The organism is Nostoc sp. FACHB-190 (assembly GCF_014696905.1).
Taxonomy (GTDB): Bacteria; Cyanobacteriota; Cyanobacteriia; order Cyanobacteriales; family Nostocaceae; genus Nostoc_B.
This window is the reverse complement of the sequence record NZ_JACJQW010000014.1, coordinates 86,739-105,665: the sequence shown is the minus strand read 5'-3', so window position 1 is coordinate 105,665 and position 18,927 is coordinate 86,739. Positions and strand designations below refer to the sequence as shown.

Annotated in this window: 12 protein-coding genes; 5 read left to right on the top strand and 7 right to left on the bottom strand. The window is 42.1% G+C overall.

Features of this window, described 5'->3' with window-relative positions; translation table 11 throughout:
* Positions 1–603: 603 nt before the first annotated feature.
* Positions 604–1,599: a heme-dependent oxidative N-demethylase family protein gene (locus H6G28_RS16860; RefSeq protein ID WP_190672459.1), complete on the top strand. Its 996-nt coding sequence runs from the start codon at positions 604–606 to the stop codon at positions 1,597–1,599.
* A 321-nt stretch (positions 1,600–1,920) separates the two neighbouring features.
* On the opposite strand, the gene H6G28_RS16855 is transcribed toward H6G28_RS16860, so the two are convergent.
* A complete protein-coding gene (locus H6G28_RS16855; protein WP_190672457.1) occupies positions 1,921–3,183 on the bottom strand; it encodes a hypothetical protein in 1,263 nt (420 codons plus the stop codon).
* Positions 3,184–3,560: 377 nt separating this feature from the next.
* On the opposite strand from H6G28_RS16855, the gene H6G28_RS16850 reads away from it, so the two are divergent.
* Both H6G28_RS16850 and H6G28_RS16845 read left to right on the top strand, forming a co-directional pair.
* The gene (locus tag H6G28_RS16850) at positions 3,561–4,868 is read left to right on the top strand and encodes an acetyl ornithine aminotransferase family protein (protein ID WP_190672453.1); all 1,308 of its coding nucleotides are present in this window, start codon (positions 3,561–3,563) and stop codon (positions 4,866–4,868) included.
* A 149-nt stretch (positions 4,869–5,017) separates the two neighbouring features.
* Positions 5,018–5,920, top strand: a complete 903-nt coding sequence (locus H6G28_RS16845) for a DUF1338 domain-containing protein (RefSeq protein WP_190592204.1) — start codon at positions 5,018–5,020, stop codon at positions 5,918–5,920.
* Positions 5,921–5,945: 25 nt separating this feature from the next.
* Here H6G28_RS16845 and cobT read toward each other — a convergent pair whose 3' ends face one another.
* From cobT to H6G28_RS16830, 3 genes are all read right to left on the bottom strand, one after another.
* Positions 5,946–7,061, bottom strand: coding sequence for a nicotinate mononucleotide-dependent phosphoribosyltransferase CobT (gene cobT, locus H6G28_RS16840; protein WP_190672451.1), 1,116 nt, complete (start codon positions 7,059–7,061; stop codon positions 5,946–5,948).
* Between the two features lie 253 nt (positions 7,062–7,314).
* Positions 7,315–8,055 (bottom strand): DUF2232 domain-containing protein, encoded by a 741-nt coding sequence (locus H6G28_RS16835; RefSeq protein ID WP_190592206.1) that lies wholly within the window; start codon positions 8,053–8,055, stop codon positions 7,315–7,317.
* 12 nt (positions 8,056–8,067) lie between these two features.
* The gene (locus H6G28_RS16830) at positions 8,068–8,769 is read right to left on the bottom strand and encodes a Crp/Fnr family transcriptional regulator (RefSeq protein ID WP_190592207.1); all 702 of its coding nucleotides are present in this window, start codon (positions 8,767–8,769) and stop codon (positions 8,068–8,070) included.
* 968 nt (positions 8,770–9,737) lie between these two features.
* Between H6G28_RS16830 and H6G28_RS16825 the strand changes: the two genes are divergently transcribed.
* Complete coding sequence (locus tag H6G28_RS16825) at positions 9,738–13,871, top strand: hypothetical protein (RefSeq protein WP_190672448.1); 4,134 nt, start codon at positions 9,738–9,740, stop codon at positions 13,869–13,871.
* 89 nt (positions 13,872–13,960) lie between these two features.
* On the opposite strand, the gene H6G28_RS16820 is transcribed toward H6G28_RS16825, so the two are convergent.
* Together H6G28_RS16820 and H6G28_RS36575 are read right to left on the bottom strand one after the other, a co-directional pair.
* Positions 13,961–16,618: an MASE1 domain-containing protein gene (locus tag H6G28_RS16820; protein ID WP_242054602.1), complete on the bottom strand. Its 2,658-nt coding sequence runs from the start codon at positions 16,616–16,618 to the stop codon at positions 13,961–13,963.
* A gap of 38 nt (positions 16,619–16,656) precedes the next feature.
* Positions 16,657–16,851, bottom strand: coding sequence for a hypothetical protein (locus H6G28_RS36575; RefSeq protein ID WP_191049368.1), 195 nt, complete (start codon positions 16,849–16,851; stop codon positions 16,657–16,659).
* 99 nt (positions 16,852–16,950) lie between these two features.
* Between H6G28_RS36575 and H6G28_RS16815 the strand changes: the two genes are divergently transcribed.
* On the top strand, positions 16,951–17,100 hold the full coding sequence (locus tag H6G28_RS16815; protein ID WP_190672444.1) for a hypothetical protein: 150 nt from the start codon (positions 16,951–16,953) through the stop codon (positions 17,098–17,100).
* Between the two features lie 197 nt (positions 17,101–17,297).
* Here H6G28_RS16815 and H6G28_RS16810 read toward each other — a convergent pair whose 3' ends face one another.
* On the bottom strand, positions 17,298–18,794 hold the full coding sequence (locus H6G28_RS16810) for an alkaline phosphatase PhoX (RefSeq protein WP_190592210.1): 1,497 nt from the start codon (positions 18,792–18,794) through the stop codon (positions 17,298–17,300).
* Between the last annotated feature and the right edge of the window lie 133 nt (positions 18,795–18,927).

Genomic DNA, 18,927 nt, shown 5'->3' with positions numbered 1-18,927 from the left:
GTTTTAGAACAGGGTACAGGGGTATGAGGGTGTAAGGGTGTAAGTATTCAAAACCATTACACCCCATACCCTTTCACCCCTACACCCAATCCCCACAGACAATCTTGGTGCGTAAGTCCTAATTAATTGGGACTGACGCATAAAAACAAAAAATCAAGGGTTGGGGAGAAGGTGAAGGGGTGTATGTATCTAAAAACCTTACACCCCCACACCCAAACACAACTAAAAATCTTGGGTGCTAACTCAATCCAGATAGTGCAGTTATAAAAGTGTCACTCATAACACTTGCCCTTATTTAACGGTAGTGTTATTCTCTAGTTGTGTGAGGAGCAAGTTGAAATTAAAGAGCGTCTGGGGTGGAAACACGGCAACACTCCCAGACGCTTTTTAGTTAGTATTTATATCTCAGCAGATGTTAAGACTATATAGCAGGGGGCAGAAGGCAGAAGGAAAAGTCTTATGATTCCTGGCATTCAAGCTTTCAAGTTATCCTAATATATCTGACTGCCGCTATATTGATGCTTGAAACATCTGAGAATACTGGATTCCTACTCAGCACTCAGCACTCAGCACTCAGCACTTTACTAGAACTTGCTTGTGGAAATGCAGAAAGTCGTAGCTGTAAATAGTCCGGCTTGCTACTTCCCCCTGATGAATGGACGCTATGAAGTCAAGCCAGGAATGATGTTGCTTGGTTCCTGTTTTGGTAATGGTCAAGCTGATAAGCAAGTATTTCAAATTGATAAGAATTTTACTGATTACCGTCAGGCTAAACTGTTAGCCCGTGGAGAACGGTTGAGTAAATATTACCAGACTCATAATTATTCTAAGGCTGTGGCAGGTGCGATCGCTCGTTTAATCATTGACCGCCTCACCCAAGAACATCCCCAATACTTTAGCTACGAACAATTAACCGCCAATACCTGGAAATTTTATAGCCAACTCACCCAAGAAATACTTTATTTAGATGCAGACTGGCAGTTACAAAAAGTTGAAGGTAGTTCACAGGTTCCAGCTTACGCTTCTAGCCTGGATGCTTTAGCCGCCCAAGTACAAGAAGATTTTACAGTTATTTGCTGTGGTCATGATGGTGGTAATTGGCTGAGTGCAGTTCACTTGTGTTACCCCAACCATTGGTCAGCAGAAGAAAAAATTGGTCAAGATTTTGCCACCATACATTTACCTGTGGCGGGGATGGAAAAAATTAATCGCCGTGCAGATGCGATCGTGCATACTATGATTAACCGTCAACCAATGGTGCGCTTTGCTTGGGGTTTGAGTACCGATATGCGCCTAAATCATCATCCTGAACCACCACCTAGTGTATTAGTTAATCAGTGGCAAGGTAGAAACTTTGATCCTCAGCATCCCAGGCTGTATTTGCGAATTGAACGACAAGTTATTTGGGGACTACCACAGTATCAAACAGCATTATTTACTATTCGTACTTATTTTAGAGATTGCACTGTGCTGAAACAAGATTTGCCGTTACGGGGTAAGTTATGTGCTGCAATTGAATCTATGTCATCAGACTCACTTGTTTACAAAGATTTAGTAGATAGTAAGGCTAGTATTTTACGTTGGCTCAATCAAGATTGAATCAAGTAGTGATATCAATTAGAACTCGTGCATAAATATTTTTTGATAGAATACAGGGTTGTATATTTCTCTCCCAGAGTAAAAACAATTGAGATAGTTAATTGATTCAGCAATTAGGTGTAGGTTGGGTGGAGGAACGGAAACCAACATTCACGCATACTTTGTTGGGTGACGCTATCGTTACACCCAACCTACTATTCTCTTAACTAGACAGAATTAATTACACAGTGTCGTTTTTCTGTTCCCTGTTACCTATCTCCACCGTTGAATTTAATTTTGTCCAACTATTTACAACGTCTCGAAAACAACCGATTAATTGCATCATTTTTTAACTAAAAAATAGGCTGTAACATACTCAGGTAATTGCCGAATATACTGGTTAAATTCTTGGCGATTTTGAAAAATTCCTGCTAAAAAATCGAGTTGGTAAAGATTAGGTAAAAAGGCTCCACCTGTATCAGCAATTACTCCCATTCTCAGATTTTTACGCCCACCTTGGTTATGTTCTATGACTACTATTTTACCTAAGCCGACATTGAGGACATCACCAGCAAAAGTCACGCCTGGTTTAATTGAAATTTTGGCATCTATTTTGTGACCATAACCTTTAATGGCATCGACTTTTTTAAAATACCAATAACGCTTTTGGGCTGTTCCTTTTAAACCCCGGACGTAAGACATCCCATTATTTCTATCGACATTAAAAAATGCTTGGGAACCATCGGTGAATTTAATCAAGATAGTACCTTGCAACAAAGCTTCTTCTAAGCCGTCACGGGTGAGATAAGCTAATGGTTGAACTTTGCCAAATTCTTTACCACCAGGTTCATAAATTCCGGATAGAACATCTTGTTTGGTGTAGCGTGTATAGAATTTATCTGTAATTGCGTTATCTTTTAAACTATAAATTGCTGTATTAAATTTCGGTGTTTTAGTCCGCGAACCTGTATGGGTAAATACTGCATACTTAGTGATGCGTAGCTGTTTTTGACGAGTATTTTGCTTGTTATAAGCATTCCACCTAATCACCCGAAAATTTTGATTGATGAAATTCGGGTCTTGGAGACGTGTCGGGCGATTATTAGCAATGTCTTCTTTTAAGACAACAATCATGAAATCTAATGTCTTGAGGACATCTTCGACACTGACTCCTTGAGTTCCTAATACACCCTTACGTTGAATATCTGGGTCATCTTTGGCGTGGTCTTTGAAATATTGTCGGGTATTAACCAGGGTACTTAATAAATCTGTTTGGTTAAAATTAACTTTGCTGGTTGGTAATTTAGTTGTCGATAAAATTTGATTACCATTAATACTAAATTTATAATTCTTCCACTCGTCAATTACAGGATAGCCTATAGATACACCAGCCGCGTATTTTTCAGGCGCATTCAGACTCAGTGTTTGCATTGCAGCCAAGGAAATTTGTGGTTGAGATGAGTCAGAATTATCTTGACTGTTTTCTGATGATGGGAGTTGTAGGTTTTTTAACTGAGCAGGAAAATAGCTATGAGCAAAGGTAGCAGTTAATAAGGAAGCAATACCCAAAGATAGGCTGATTGTGTGACGCAAAAAGTTACTCATAGGCTCGAAAAAATTGCTATTAATCAATAATAATTACACTTGCTTAATATCTGGGCGATATTAATTTGACAATCCAGTAACCGTGATTACAATAGTGGCATTATAACTAAGTTCATCTTGCTAGAATCAAGCTCATAAAATTCAGTACTTCCCATCATCAGCTAATAATAGATACTCAGTAAGAGAAGAGCCATGAAACTCTGGCGCTAAATTGTGCGGAGGATTCATGAAAAATTTACGTTATTTATCCAGAAGAAAATAACTCATATTACCGTTTCTCTGTCAATACGTAACATTTGTACAAATAGCAGCAAATGATACTGTCAAAAATCTTACATGACAGTTTAATCATCAATAATCTAAAAAAAATCTAAAAAATGTTAAGTATCTCTATTAATCAACCTTTACCCACTGTGCCGCGTTTGGTGACAGCTTTACCAGGAACTCGTGCTAAAGCAATTGTAGAACGCGATCGCGCCGTAACTTCCCCATCTTATACCCGCGACTATCCCTTAGTGGTGGCTCGCGGTCAAGGCTGTATGGTAGAAGACGTGGACGGCAATGTATTTTTAGATATGACGGCTGGTATTGCTGTTACTGCTACCGGACACGCCCACCCAGAAGTTGTGCAAGCTATTCAAGAACAGTCGGCTTGTTTGCTGCACATGTCAGGGACGGATTTTTATTACGAACCAATGGTGGAATTGGCGGAAAAATTAGCTTTTCGCGCCCCCTTTCCAGAAGGTGCAAAGGTATTTTTTACCAATTCTGGGGCGGAGTCAAATGAAGGCGCAATTAAACTAGCTCGATATTACACCAAGCGATCGCTCATCGTTGCCTTTTTGGGTGCATTTCATGGACGTACCTACGGCGCAATGTCCCTGACTGGTTCTAAAACAGTGCAACGGGCTAACTTTGGGGCGTTAGTTCCGGGGGTAACTCACATTCCTTACGGCACACACGCCAGTTTAGATTATTTAGAAACCCAGTTATTTAATACCATGTTGCCGCCCCAGGAAGTCGCAGCGATTTTTGTTGAGCCAATTCAAGGCGAAGGCGGTTATATTGTCCCTGAAGATGGATTTTTGCAAAGAATCCGAGATATCTGCGATCGCTACGGCATATTAATGGTAGTAGATGAAGTGCAATCAGGGATGGGGCGTACAGGCCGCTTGTTTGCTATTGAACATTGGGGTGTAATGCCCGATATTATCACCACCGCTAAAGGTCTTGCCAGTGGTTTACCCCTCGGCGCAATTCTCGCTAGACCAGAATTAATGACATGGCCGCCTGGTTCCCACGCTACCACATTCGGCGGCAACCCTGTAGCTTGTGCGGCGGCTTTAGCAACATTGCGACTGTTAGAAAGTGGCTTAATCAGCAACGCTACCCAAATGGGAGAACTATTACAAGCTGGCTTAACCCAGTTACATCAAAGATTTTCCAAAATGTCCTTACCCAGAGGCAAAGGTTTGATGGTAGCAGTGGATTTAGTTGATGAAGCTGGTAACTATGATAGTAAACTACGCGATCGCATCATCCAAGAAGCCTTTTTACGCGGTTTATTATTACTTGGTTGTGGTAAAGCCGCCATTCGTTTTTGTCCACCCTTAATTATTGACAGCCACCAAATCCAAACAGCCCTCGATATTCTCTCAGATATTCTTAAGAGTGCTGAGTGCTGAGTGCTGAGTGCTGAGTGCTGAGTAGACAAGGTAGAGGGGGTAGACAAGGTAGAAAGATCGCTCCCGTGTCCCCCGTGTCCCCTGTGTCTCCCTTGTCTCCCGTGTCCCCCGTGTCCCCCTTGTCTCCCTACCCCTCTGCGTGAGAAATTATGAACCCCGAACTCGCATCTTACCTCTGGGAAGCACTTTGGCAAGAATACAAAGCCAGAGTCAATTATGCCCAAATCTACCAAAATATGATTACAAACGCGGGGGGAACCGTCGCTAACGACCATATTGCTTTTCGGTCTTTGCGGTTGCTAGTCGATACTCCCCAAGGAAAGATTAACTTAGGTATCAACCACTTAGGACAAATAGCCACAGCATTGGGTTACGAAGTTGCAGGTGAATATACATTTACCGCCACCCATCTTTATGCGCGTCACTATCAGCATCCCCAAGCAGCAGAATTTGACTTACCCAAACTTTTTATTAGTGAATTAATTGTTGATGAATTACCAGAAAATATTGCCCAACTGATTTATCAAACAGTCTCAAAAATTCCTCATCCAACACTTTCTTCCTTGACACCAAGTTTCTCAGATGAAAAACAATTAAAACAAATCTTTTCTCGTCCTTGGCAAATTCCCCGACGTTCTGTTGTGGAGGAAGTGAATAAAATCACTCAATATGGCGCTTGGGTATTGTTGCATGGTTACGCCGTTAACCACTTTACAGGATATATTAACCGCCAAAATACCCCTGCATATCCTGATATAGATACTACTGCTGACGCTTTGGTGAAATTAGGTGTCCCGATGAAAGCCGAAATTGAAGGTGATGTAACTTGTGGTTTGCGCCAAACTGCAACTCACGCCGTCTCAGAAATGGTGACAGTCTTAGATGACAACAGTCAAGCAGAAATCCAAATACCTTGGACTTACGCTTATTATGAACTTGCCCAGCGTTACATAGTAGAGTCAGAACCGGGAAAGCCAAAACTGTTTCAGGCTTTTTTAGGCAAAAACGCTCAACATTTGTTTGAAATGACTAGTACAACAAGGCAAAAGTAAGCTGAATTGTGGGTGGTCTTTTAACTCAGCACTCTTTATTCAGTCGTTGGAGTTGGTCTTCTATAGCTGCTAAAAGTTGAGATTGTTGCCAATTTTGGTAGAGATAAGCTGCTATGCAGGCTGCTCCAGCGCCTACGCCTTCTTTAACAAAACCCTGCTCATAAGCTTGGAGTTGTGGATAACGAGAATTGGCAAAACTTAGCTGTGTTGATATTAGTGGCGGGACTATACCTGGGTGTTTGCGGCTTTTATCCAAGCTGAGGGCTAAATCCACAGTTTTGCCGGTGGGGTCTTCGGCTACCCAGCGAGTTGTACCGACAATTACTTGTGCAGGTTGCCAAAATAAGTTATGTGCTTGGGAAATTGCTGTAGTTAAAGCGTAAACTGCCAACATTTGTGTCCCGCCTGCTAGGATAACTCCACAACGACGACTAGCGGCGATCGCCATTCCTGCCAACACCACTTGCATTGGATCACCCACGGCTGCGACAATTTGTAGCGGATTAGCATCATCAGGAATGTGTTGTAAGCCAGATTGAACAACTTGCCATTTTTGTTGATGGTTACAAATGGGGTGACTACTGTTAACTTTACCCGTTGCATCTATACCTAAAGCCGTGAGTACAGCTAAAGCAGTTGTCGTTCCGCCAACCACACATTCACTCAAAATGACGTAACTTTGCGGAGCTTCAGCCGCCAAGCGATCGCCCCAAATCAGCCCTTGTTCTAGCAAGTGTTTGACTGTGGCTAATTCCATCGCCTTACCTGTACTTAAACACCTCGCAGGCGCACCACCCAAATCAATTGCTGGTACAGCCGGAAACAAAGGTAATCCCCCATTAAATAAACGCACAGGTATTTTGAGTCCTTCCACCACAGCACGCGAAATTAACACAGGCGATGCGCCCGCCGTCAGTGGTGGTAAAGGATACTGCGGTTGATATTCAGCACCATAATATAAAAATTCCGCATCTGCACAAGCCGTATACTTGCGGTCTGCTGGTGTGCGTCCAGCCGCCGAAATTCCCGGAATTAAAGCAGTTTCTGTAAAACCTAAAACACAGGCAAACACAGGTAAACAACCACCATATTTAGCAATCCAGGCTTTACCTTGTTCTATTTGAGTATAAATACGAATCATAAATAGGACTTACGCACAAAGATTGTCTGTGGAAACTGGGTGAAAGGGTGAAAGGGTGTGGGGTGTAAGGGTTTTGGATACATACACACCTATATCCCTATACCACTTCACCCTTCCCAAACCCTTGATTTTTTGTCTCATTGCGTAATTCCTAATCAATTGAAGAGTCAAGTGTCAAAAGTCAAGAGTTAATAGTGAAAAAACTCCTGCCTCCTGCCTCCGGTTGGTGAGCGAAGCCGAACCACTGCCTTCTCTACCCTTCATAATCCATCATGACTTGTACCCAGCGTGGCGGACGGGGAATAGGATTGCCTAAACGATCTAGTAGTAGCCATGCCGCTAGATGTACAACAAATAAATAAATAAAGTTATTAATAACCACCAAAGCCAAAGCCCCGACTTGAATCAAAAATACGCTGGGAGTGTTTAACAATCCGAGTTTGAGAAATATCCACTCAGAGATTTCTGTAACTTGATTAATTAAATAAATCCATAAATCTTCCCCGGACAAGATAGACAGCAACCACATCCGAAAAAAGAAGCCCAAAGTACCTAATAACGTAGCTAAAGTAATCGATACAATCCAAGGAACTCGACGATGCCAAGTTGCGCCTAAGAGTACACCCATAAGAGCAAAAGGCATCACAAATAATAGACTGCGAACAGGCCCCATCAGTACCGATAACAACAAGCCAGAGGTAACAGCAGCCATCCATGCTGCTCTGTGTCCCCAACGTAGGTAAACTAGAGCGATCGGCACAGGAAAGAAAATCCGTAATACTGGCCCCAAAGGAAAATAAAAATTAATAAACCAAATTAAACTGGCAGTACTGGCTAAAAATGCCGTTTCTACCATCCGTAAAGGTGCTGCGGCTTTGAGTTGGGGAGGTTGTAACTGACTTTGGTTTTGGGGTAACTCCTCTTGAGTAGGTGGTAAAGACGCAGAAGATAGGCTTTCCTCTGGCTCATCGGGCAGAGAATCTACAATACTCATTTTGAAATTTTTTTATACAATCAATCTTTCCAGGGCTGACACATCAGGAATACAAATAGTTTCTTGATCCCGTTGAATTAGCCCTTTCTTTTCTAACCTAGTTAAGACTCTTGTCACTGTTTCTCTTGCCAACCCACTTAAACTACTTAATTCTCGATGAGGCAGATTTGGAATTTCTGTTCCTGTTTGCGCTCGTTTTCCCTGACCTTCAGCTAAGAATAACAAAGTATCAGCCACCCGCGATTGACTGTCAGATTCTCTCAGCCGCAAACGACGGTTGACTTGGCGTAAACGCCTAGCCATCAACTTGGATAATCTTACACCTGCCAAGGGTTCAATTTGGAGTAACTTGACAAAATCTTGAGCAGGCAAACTACCAATGACTGTGGCGGTGAGGGTAATGACATCGGTCGAACGAGGTACTTCATCTAAAGCCGCCATTTCACCAAATAATTCGCCCTTACCTAAAATATTGAGGGTTACTTCTTTACCTTCCAAATTATAGGTACGAATTTTTACCCAACCTTCAAAGATAAAATATACAGAACCACCCCAGTCATTTTCCAACAAAATCACTTGATTTGCTGGGTGTGTCCGCGTCACAAGATGGATAAGGGCTGGTTCGACAACAGATTCGGGCAACCCTTGAAAAAAGGGAGCCGTTCTGATCCACGGGTGAAAAGGTTCTTCTTGCAAGCTATATCTGTCTCCCATTACGGCATCTTCATTAAAAGGTGTTACACACAAAAAGAAAAAAAAAGTTAATTGCAGCCTAAGCTATAAATGCCAATACTTTTTAAAATACAGAGTTCAGCTAGGTAAACAAAATCACAATAAAAGCATTTTCAGAACAGTCTTACTGACGCAGTTTAAATAAAGCAAAACTTTTGCAAGTAATGTCTAAGTGCCTCTGGGACAATTTTGAAAACTCTAGCTGCATTGCAAAAATATTTACTTAAAAATATAGGCAAACCACATTCATGATACTCAAACTAGTTAATTTTTGCTAACGCCAAATTTGCGGATAAGGGTTTAAGGGTTTGAGGGTTTAAGGGTGTACTTCGACAGGCTCAGGGCGGAGCTGCGCTCAGTAACCAGGGTTTAAAGACTTCACCGTGAGCGTCAGCTGAACGGTGTATTATCCAAAACCCTAACACCCTCATCCCCTTTCACCCCTACACCCAGTTTTCACAGACTCTCTTGGGGAATAAGTTTATTTGTGTTCTAGTTAACTTGCCATTCCTAGACTCCTTAGCTAGATTAATGGCGCGTGTGGATGTAAAGTGGAGGCAATTTGCTAATTGGGTTCGGACTTCTGGCTGATTTGTTGCATTTTTTTATGTTTTTAATTGTGAAGTCCCAGAGGCTGTAACATCGCCTGTATGGTAAAAGGTCAAACAAAGTACTTAATCAACTTATTTGGCTGACAATTGGTAAATATTTTTGTATCCTGGTACTTCAATTAGCATTCCAGCTAATTACCGTGATGCCTGATGAAAATGAGGCTAGGGTTAGGGGCTAGAGGCTAGGGGCTAGAAATGCTTTTTGGATGAGTAAAAATTACTCAGCACTCAGCACTCAGTACTCAGCACTCTCAAAGCAGTTGCTACCGTTATTAACTTTGATAAGCGTCAATTTCTCACCCAAGTTAAAAATCCAGTTCTAGCTAAGGTAATTCTAAAGTGACTTCCCGCGCTGATGAAATTCAAAAACTGATCGCAGATATTGATAACTTACTCACTAACAATGGTAAGCGACTGCCGAAGTTGCTGTCTGGTCAAGCGCCAGAAGCCAGAGAGGTTTTAGAGAGGGTTCGTAATTTTCTGGTGAATTTGCCAGCAACGGAGGCTTTGTATGGTAATATACCTCAGCCTACGGGACAGCTACAACAGTCACCTTTGTTGACGAGATTTGCTGAACAAGTTAATTACCAGTCATCTGGAGAGTTATATCCATCTGAGTCAGCAGAAAATAGTGGACTGAGTAGCCAGCTAAAAAGTGACTTGGCGACATTAATTCAACCACTACAAGCAGAATTAACGGCGCTGTTGCAAGAACGCTCGACTTTGATGCAGGAAATTCGGCAATTAGAGCAGAAACGACTGCAAAATTATTCTTTAAGTCAGCAGTTAGCCAATCAAGAGCAAATTATTGGGGAATTTTTACAGGTGTTGATGAGTCGCCTTGTCCCCACGATCGCACCACATATTAACTCAACACCAGCCCATGATTTTCGTGCTGCTAGTCCTAGTCAGTACAACAGTATAGAACTATCCCCGGCTGCAAGTACGCCTACATTAGATTCATCGGCGCAGTTAGAACAGTTAAATCAGTTTGCCACGAAATTAGACCAACGTTTATTGTCGCTGGATGGTACGGTAAATGTCGTATTTGATGCACTCCAGCGCAATATTACTACTTACCAAGAGTCTTTATCGCAAGCACTGGCGAGAATGCACAGTACAGGCTTGCAAAGTGAACAATTGCTAGTGAGTTTCCTGAATAATTGGACTCAGCAATTGCAGCAACAGATTAATAATCTACCAGCAACGACAGTAGTTAAAGAAACATCAGCAGCAGCGCGATCGCCATTTCCCACTGCCATAGAAACTGCTAGTGTAGAAAATGCTCAATCAGTGGTAATTACTAATACAGAAGCATCTAGTCCATCACTCGAATTACCCCAGCCAGAAGTAGAGTTTACAGACGATGTGGCGGCTAATGATTTGGATGCAATGCTACTGGAATTGACTGGTAGCATTGCGTCAGCGAACGATGCGGCTGTTCCCCTAGAACTGGAGGGGTTGGAAGATTTAGAAACATTGGCGGATGATTCCCCACCACCACTAACTGCGCCGACACTTTTACCCACACCAGAAGCCACCACACCACCACCAGAAATCTCTGGAATGTTTAGTGATTTATCGCCACCAACTTTAGAGTTGAATGATGAGGTAGATCAACTTTACGCCAGTTTATTTCACGTCAGTCAATCACCAGAAAATTCCACAACCCAATATGAAATAGCGACTGGAACTTCCACTCAGCAATTTCAAGCTAGTTCTGTAACTTTACCGACTTCTACAGAACCAACACCAGATACTTCTGCCAACATTCCGCCCGCAGAACCAGAAACATCGTTTACGACTGTCACAGAAGATGCTGTTAACTCAACAACCGCACCGTTATTTGAGGAAAATGTCGCCTTACCAGAGTCGATATTCACTCAGTCCGATGCAGGCTTGTTAGAAGCAAATCATTTACCACCGCAAAACACAGCCACTAATTCGCCGCCATTTATTGATTTATCTTCAGATTTTCAACAAAAGTTATTTTTTGAAGAACCTGAGTTTTCCCATACAACACTCAGCTATTCGCCGGCGATGCGGGAAAATATTCCTGTGCAGCCAGAACATACTGATACAATTACTTCTTTAACTGAACTGTTTGCCGATGCTAGTAGTGCGGAGAATTTATGGCCGGGTTTGTCGCCGGCGGAAATTGCATCAACTTTAGATGAACCTGAAACTACTCCTGATGTGGGAGTGACATCTGAGGCGGAAGTGCTGGAGAATACTTCCGATAGATATATTGCGGCTTCTCCCCAAGAGAATTTGCTTGCGCCAGAGGTGATGCAGTCGGGAAGCATACCGGATATTTCTTTAAATGAAGAACAGTTACGGCAATTAAATCAAGATTTAGCCAATTTTGACGAGATACTCAACTATCAGTTAACAGATGTCTACACTTTGGCAGATATAGAAGAACCGCCAAATGTCGCCTTACCCAATGCACAAACCCTAGACCATACGCCAAATGTGGCTTTTTCTCGTCCGGCTGTAGCGCCAGTTGCACCCATATCGTCGCCACAAACCGAAGTTGATTTAAACTTCTCTCCCGCCAACGAAAAAAAAAAGCAAGAGAAATCGGGTTCCGGTTCCCCAACTCAGGTAGAAATTCCGGTCGATGTGCATAATTCGGTTTGGTATTTAGGTATTGATTTAGGCACAACTGGGATTTCGGCGGCGTTGTTAAATCGCACTCAGTCGGTGGTATACCCAATATATTGGTCAGCAGAGAATATTCCTGGTGCGACGGCTTTTCAACATTCGTTTCGTTTACCTGCGGAAGTGTATCTGCCGAATGCTTCCGTGGCGCAAGGTGACAGTAATGTTAAGAGTAGCCAGTGTTCTGCACAGTTAAAGCCTTATTTACAAATAGCTGTACCTTACAAAAGTGAACAGCAAAAATGGGAACCTGTGCTGCAATTCAATGAATTTTCCGCAGGGCCGTTGATTTGGGTGGTACGATCGCTTTCTAAATTACTATTAACCCTCAAATCCGATCGCCAGAGTACCACACAAGGTCTAATTGCTATGGCGGTGGGAATTAATCAGCCGACTTTCCACACCATTATGAGTAAAATCGCTGGGGTGATTTGTACTTGTCCCGCGAGTTGGTCAGAACAATATAGATTTAATGTGCGGGAAGCTTTATTAACTAGCAAAATTATCCAACATCCCCAGCAAGTCTTTTTTGTGGAAGAAGCGATCGCTAGTTTAATTAGTGTATTTGATAAAAGTGACAGCCAACTCATTCAAGTGAGCGATCGCACTGGTTTACGTCCCGTCGAAACCACAGAACCGTTAATCGGCAATACTTTGGTAATTAATATTGGCGCAACCGCCAGCGAAATGGCTTTGGTTGATATCCCCGGAAATCTGCTGCAACTAGCGCACACAGATTTTATGCTGCACAGTTTTCCCTACGCCAGCAAGGGGATAGAACAGGATATTATTTGTCAGCTACTCATCCCACCGAAATACCGAGAACCACGGAAGAATAACCAAAGCAATGGTCAAAAAAATACTAGTAGTTCTGGGTATTGGCAACCAGCCTTTGCCAATGTTGACAGAATGCAGTGGCAAAGTTTGGGGTTAGATAAATTTGATTTACCAAGGGCTGGAGAACCTGATATTGGTGTGCGGATTCGGTTACAGCAACGGTTGGAAAGTTCAGTTTTAGGACAAGCCGCCCTGGAAGCTGCCTTGGCTTTGAAGTTAATTTTGCAACATCAAGAAAACTTCATCCTAGAATTGGCAGATCAACAGTGGACATTGCAACGGCGAGACTTAGAAAGTCAAGTGTTTGTCCCCTTTGTGCGCCGCCTGAACCGGGAATTGAATAAATTACTCGTGGCGCGGGGTATTCCCACAGAAGACATTAATCAAGCCGTGTTGACTGGTGGAGTCGCATCTTTAGGAGTTGTTTATCATTGGTTACGACAAAAACTCCCCAACGCCAAAATTATTCAGGACTCATATTTAGGGGAGAATGGCGCACCAAATTGCAGCCGAGTTGCATTGGGTTTGGCAATGTTACCCTTGCATTCCCAGATTTTAGAAGAACCAAGACAACAATACACCGACTATTTTCTGTTTACCGAATTGCTACGCCTACTACCAGAGCGGAGTTTATCATTTAACGAAGTGCTTCAGTTGTTTGAGGGCAGAGGAATTAATACAAGTATTTGTCAGCAGAGATTATTGGCATTTTTAGAAGGAGAATTACCAGCCGGGTTGATTCCTACACCACCGGAGTCAGCATGGCTAACCCAGCATTCATCTCAGAATTTAGATTATCAGGCGATCGCAACTGCACCTTTATTTGAAAAACAAGGTAATCTCAGCTATCGTCCCAACTCCCAGCAATTGTCCGCCTTGCGTCGCTATTTAGCCGCCGTCAAAGCCAGCACCCAGCAATCTTTGGAGGAACCATACACGGTTAACTTTGTTCAGGGAGTGGTGAGTAGATGACAGGTGTAGGTTTCAAAAACATTGATTTAGGGTGTAGGGGTGTAAGGGGGATGGAACTCTGATTAAATCGTCAGTAAGGAGTTTTTTTGCTATAAATTAACCAAAACTTGCCCGATCGCACCTATTAATTGTTTTTGTTCGACAGGTTTAACTAAATGGATGTGAAAACCTGCGGCTAGTGCTTGTTTTTGGTTGATTTCTCCAGCATAAGCTGTCAGAGCGATCGCCGGTATTTTCCCGCCTTGTTCTGGTGGTAAGGCGCGAATCAAACGGATGAGGGTATAACCGTCAATTCCCGGCATTCCGATATCACTTAACAGTAAGTCTGCCGTGTTATTGGCTAAAAATTCTAAGGCTTGGCTACCAGATGCGATCGCTGTGACTTTAGCACCAAATTGTTCTAATATCACAGTCAAAAACTTGCCTGTATCTAAATCATCGTCGACTACCAAAATATGTAAACCGGCTAAATTTACTGCCTCATCTATTGTTGAAACAGGTTTATTTTTTGGCATAAAATCCAGCATTAATGGCAATCTCACCGTGAATGTTGCCCCCATTCCTTCCCCTGGACTTTCTACTTTTACCGTACCCCCATGCAGTTCTGTGAGATGGCGCACAATTGCCAATCCTAATCCTAAGCCACCAAATTGACGAGTAATTGTGCCATCAGCTTGCCGAAAATAATCAAATACGAATGGCAGAAACTCTGGACTAATACCTTTACCATTATCTTGAATTTGAATTTGGGCAAAGGTATCAACTCTTTCTAAAATAATTTCCACTTTAGCCCCAGTCATGGGAGTAAATTTAATCGCATTGGAAAGCAAATTACAAACTATTTGTTGCAGGCGTTCAGCATCTCCTTTTACCCATGCTGTATCCACACAAATCATTTTCTGAATTTGCATCCCTTTAGCTTCCACAGCCAGATATACAGTATCGATAGATGCGTGCAGAATATCAATTAAATTGATAGGCTGAAGATTTAAAATTATTTTTCTCTGTTGAATCCGTGAAACATCTAATAAATCTTCAATGAGTTGGATTTGTAATTTAGCATTTCGCTCAATGGTTTCTAAGCCATGTGTGAGTTTCTCATCATCATATTTGCGTCTTCTGAGCAGTGTTACCCAACCCAAAATCGGATTCAAGGGAGTTCTTAATTCATGGGAAAGTACAGCAATAAACTCATCCTTAATTTTATTCGCCTTTTCCGCTTCACTCCGCGCCGATTGTTCACTATATAAGAGATTTTCTCGCTCAACTTCTGCCTGTTTCCGCGCAGTAATATCCCGAAAAAATATCCCTAAGCCGTCTTCAAAAGGATAAGCATGAATTTCTAGCCACATATTTTGCGGCGGATATAATGCTTCAAAATGTACAGGAATTAATTGTGCGATCGCCCGCAAATATTTTTGCTCAAATTCTGTACCTTGCATTCCTGGCCATTGCTGCCAATAATTTTGTGCCAGCATGGTTTCTGGGGTTGTACCTTTGATTTTAGCTGCTTGTTGGTTAGCATAAGTTATTTGCCAATCTTGATTAACGGCAATAAAAGCATCTGTCATGCTTTCTAAAATATTACTCAAGCGATTTCGCAAATCTTTTTCGGCTTTTAACAATTTATCTTTCTCTCGGTTTGAATCTTCTAAACAAATATTTGTTTCTCTTAATGAATCATTTAATTTAATTAATTTATCCGACAGTTCAGCCCGTTCTTGATATTCGCCAATTCTAAATTTTTCAATAGCTAGTTCTACTTGTATTTTAGCTCTTTCGGTAATTGCCACCCCAACCAATAAAGTCACAATTGACTGCACTAATAAACTTAATTTATGCACATGCAAAACTTCTGGCTGTACAGGAAAACTCGGCAATAAAATAGCGTTAGGATAGATTACCAAATAAGAGAAAAGTGTGATTAAAATAGAAAATGTTGAAACCAGCATCCCTGTAGAAACTCCAAAGCGTGTAGCCGCCCACATTACAGGAATAAAGCTCAAAAAAGATAACTGTTGAAATCTAAACTCGGTGTTAGTATTTGTAGAAACTTCTGATACAGTTACCGAAGCAATACTAATACACAAAAATAAAATAGTAGTAACTTCTAATAATAAAGGGCGACAAGTTCGCATTCTAAAAGTTGGGCAGATAGCATTTGATTGCGGATCATGAGATAACCAACCCTTAGATTGCAGATAAGGCGTTAATACTAACAAGATTGTAGGGGTAAAACACATAATACCGATCGCATTGCCTAACCACCAGTGAGTAATACTGTTAGTGAGTTGAGCAGCCGACATTTTGCCTATAGCCACCCAACCTAAACTACCAAACACAGCTAAACTACTGCTGGCAAACAAAGGTACAGTTAAGGTAAAAATAGCAGCATCTTTGAGGTTATGAAACGTCAGAGAACCCTGCCAAAAACGACGGTAGAGTAACCAAGCAACCAGGGGTTCAACAATATCGATAACGCCAATAAATCGCTCCCAACCATACAATCCCCAAACAGGAGCCATGAGAAAAGATGCAATACCTGTGAGGATAATACCATCAAGACCAAACCAAAAACTTAGTGCGATCGCTACCCCAGATGGCGGAAACCACAAAGAAACCCCTGGCTGAATACGGTAAATCTGCGCCATGCCATGAGCCGCAACCAAAGCTAATAATCCCAGTGATAAAATCAAAAGCCGTCGATGTTTGGCACTCACCCTAACAAATTGCGACAAACGCTGCATAATTGCCCAGAGAAATTTAGATTGTCCGCCTACCTATATTAGTGCCAATTAACAGTCATAGCACCAGACGCTACTTTTTGCGGCGATGATTGCAAAGGTAAATATTTCTGGTGTATCAAAATATTGTTTGAATAATGTGATACCAATTCTCTGTAAGCTTGCACGAAATAATTATTTTTGTCTTCCTTGGCGCTCTTGGCGTTCTTGGCGGTTCGTAAAAAAATTAACTGCATCTTCATAGAGAATTGGTATGAGTTGAAGAGCAGTTCATCAAGGTCGGTTAATAACTATATCTCAGCGTGATACCATTTCACTTTAAAAATGATACGGATATGCAAGTAGCGCCTCGACTTCTCCTGACGGAGACGCTGCGCGAACGCTCGGCGACCAGAAGCAGAGTTGCAGAGGAAGCGATTTCTATCAGTAATTTCGTGAAATGGTATGAGTTAGATGAAGCGATCACTGGTTGTAAATATAAATAAATTTAACTTAATGTTTTGTGAATTAAGCAAAAGAATCATATCATTTACGACAACAAAAAATAGAGCCTGCCAAAACAGACTCTACCAATTAATTAGAAAAACTAGTTTTTCTATAGCAATCCTATCTGAGGGGTTTTATATGCTCTCTCCCTTGTCTCCCCCATCTCCCTTGTCTATTTGATATAGAGATCCTATTACTACCGTCCACTACCAAAGCGACGAGTCCAATCACCCCAAATTGCAAATGTCAAACCAGGAGTTTGAATATTTACAAACAAAGTTCTTCCCGCAGGATCAAAGCAAGCACCAGCAAATTCATTATCGGCGAAGCGATCTCTAATTGCAGAATCAGGGTTATTGGCAAACAGAATATTTTTCGCAAATTGATACAGTTCACCTTTTTGGCTCACACCGACAACATATTGTTCTCCGCCACCATCTTCGCAAAGGAAGAGGTCTCCAAAAGGCGCAACAGTAATGTTATCTGGCTCATCAAGAAGTTCACCAGTAGGAGCTGCTTCAACTAAGAGAGTGATTTCTTGTCGAGCAATGTCATATACCCAAACTTGGCCGTTACCTCTGGTGGAGTCAAAAGCGGGAGGGCCGCCTTGAGTAGCAGTAAAGTAAATTAATCCCTTAGCATACCAAGCACCTTCACCCCGGAAGAAAATAGCTGCTCCCTTGTCTTGTGCTTGAAAGCGGACTCCACGACGATTACTTTCTGAACTGGGGTTAGGATTATCCACCTTCACCCATTCCACTGGAAAGGCTTGACCAACGGGAATGCGACCTATTTGACCACCCAAATTCGGATTATTGCTGGTATTCACCGCAAAGTTATTCACACCTGGTTGGTTTTTGATTTTCAAAGCGTAAAGAGTACCACCTTTAGCTAAGTCACCAGGTCTTCTGGGTCTGACATTCGGTACAAACCGATAAAAGCAGCTATCACCTTGGTCTTCTGTTTCGTAAACATCACCAGTTCTGGGGTCTACAGCTATAGCTTCATGGCTAAAGCGTCCCATTTCGATTAAGGGAACAGGATTGACCAAACCGCTATTTTCGTCAGCTACAACTTCAAAGTTGTAACCGTGGTTTCTGACTTCTACCGCACCGGAACTGGTGATGTTAGTACTGGTAGAGAAGGTTTCTTCACAACTAATCCAACTACGCCAAGGTGTGGGGCCACCAGCACAGTTACGAATAGTTCCAGCCAGAGAAGCAAAATCTTTGATCAGTTCACGGTTAGGGCCAACTATTAATGTAGTGGTTCCACCTTGTGCGCCTGTGGAATATCTGGTTCCACCAACAACCGGATTTGGGGAAGAAGTACCTAATTCATGGTTCCGCACCAGAATTGTGGTGTTGCGAGGCCCAGGAAATGCAGCCATACCATCATGACCAGCAGGTACTATGGAGCGATCGCTCATTGTCTGACCAGTAACTGATAGAACACGATAGTTGAATCCTGGGGGAAGTGCAAGGATCGTCTCTCCTCTTAAATCACCCGCAACTGTATTGGCCAAATCTGATGAGTTCAGGGGTAATCTCGGTTCTAACGGGCCATAGCCGATTCCCCTGACCATTTGCCCCATAGCAGCCTTAGCATAAAACGCTTCTAAAGGAGAAAGCACAGTAGCACCTGCGGCGCTTGCACCAGCTAAAGTTAAAAACTTACGTCTTGAAAATGCCATTATATTTAATTTCTTTTTCCTGATAGCAGAGCAATCAGGAGAAAAGTTATTTGGCTGAGATTAAGACGAGATGATGAAGAGTTTAACTATTACTTAGTTAAATTTACTTATCTGTTTTGGAAATCATGAATGA

What these genes read in the sequence shown, in the direction of transcription:
- H6G28_RS16820 (WP_242054602.1), bottom strand. Translation starts at nt 16,618, where the DNA reads ATGCAGCGTTTGTCGCAATTTGTTAGGGTGAGTGCCAAACATCGACGG.
- H6G28_RS16815 (WP_190672444.1), top strand. Translation starts at nt 16,951, where the DNA reads ATGCAAGTAGCGCCTCGACTTCTCCTGACGGAGACGCTGCGCGAACGC.
- H6G28_RS16860 (WP_190672459.1), top strand. Translation starts at nt 604, where the DNA reads ATGCAGAAAGTCGTAGCTGTAAATAGTCCGGCTTGCTACTTCCCCCTG.
- H6G28_RS16845 (WP_190592204.1), top strand. Translation starts at nt 5,018, where the DNA reads ATGAACCCCGAACTCGCATCTTACCTCTGGGAAGCACTTTGGCAAGAA.
- H6G28_RS16810 (WP_190592210.1), bottom strand. Translation starts at nt 18,794, where the DNA reads ATGGCATTTTCAAGACGTAAGTTTTTAACTTTAGCTGGTGCAAGCGCC.
- H6G28_RS16850 (WP_190672453.1), top strand. Translation starts at nt 3,561, where the DNA reads ATGTTAAGTATCTCTATTAATCAACCTTTACCCACTGTGCCGCGTTTG.
- cobT (WP_190672451.1), bottom strand. Translation starts at nt 7,061, where the DNA reads ATGATTCGTATTTATACTCAAATAGAACAAGGTAAAGCCTGGATTGCT.
- H6G28_RS36575 (WP_191049368.1), bottom strand. Translation starts at nt 16,851, where the DNA reads ATGCAGTTAATTTTTTTACGAACCGCCAAGAACGCCAAGAGCGCCAAG.
- H6G28_RS16830 (WP_190592207.1), bottom strand. Translation starts at nt 8,769, where the DNA reads ATGGGAGACAGATATAGCTTGCAAGAAGAACCTTTTCACCCGTGGATC.
- H6G28_RS16835 (WP_190592206.1), bottom strand. Translation starts at nt 8,055, where the DNA reads ATGAGTATTGTAGATTCTCTGCCCGATGAGCCAGAGGAAAGCCTATCT.
- H6G28_RS16855 (WP_190672457.1), bottom strand. Translation starts at nt 3,183, where the DNA reads ATGAGTAACTTTTTGCGTCACACAATCAGCCTATCTTTGGGTATTGCT.